The 441-nt window shown below is 39.0% G+C and carries 1 protein-coding gene; it reads right to left on the reverse strand.

The annotated features are described in order from the left end of the window. A partial coding sequence (locus AB4585_RS24225) for a DnaB-like helicase N-terminal domain-containing protein (protein WP_372171304.1) occupies nt 1–128 on the reverse strand: 128 nt, incomplete at its 3' end. Nucleotides 129–441: the final 313 nt, after the last annotated feature.

Consider the following 441-nt stretch of genomic DNA (forward strand, 5'->3'; position numbering starts at 1 on the left):
GTATCCCAACGCTCATTATCCAGCAATAGTCCACCAATTACCGATTGCTCAGCCTCTAATGAATGTGGAGGCGCTTTGATTGCATCGACTTGGGAGTCTCGTTTTGTGTTTGTTCGTTGATCTACCATGAATGTGCTCAGTGACTTGCTGTTCTTTGCATTATACCAATGCTAATGATGATGTGTTTAGAAAATTATCTTTAATAGATATCATCATGAAAACTATTAACTTATTTCATTGTCTCTAGAATGGCAGCTTTGGAATTGAGATAATACCTACTGTATAATTTTTTACCTAAGCTTGACGCTTAACCAAAAAGTTGGGGTACAATGCGCCAGCGCTATTTTATGCTAGAGGTATTTCGTGTCTAAAAAATTGCTATTTTGTCTGGGGTCTCTGATGTGCTCAGTGCTCCATGCGGAAGAGCTTACTGATACGGAT

Source organism: Vibrio sp. 10N.222.49.C9, from assembly GCF_041474985.1.
Classification (GTDB): domain Bacteria; phylum Pseudomonadota; class Gammaproteobacteria; order Enterobacterales; family Vibrionaceae; genus Vibrio; species Vibrio crassostreae_C.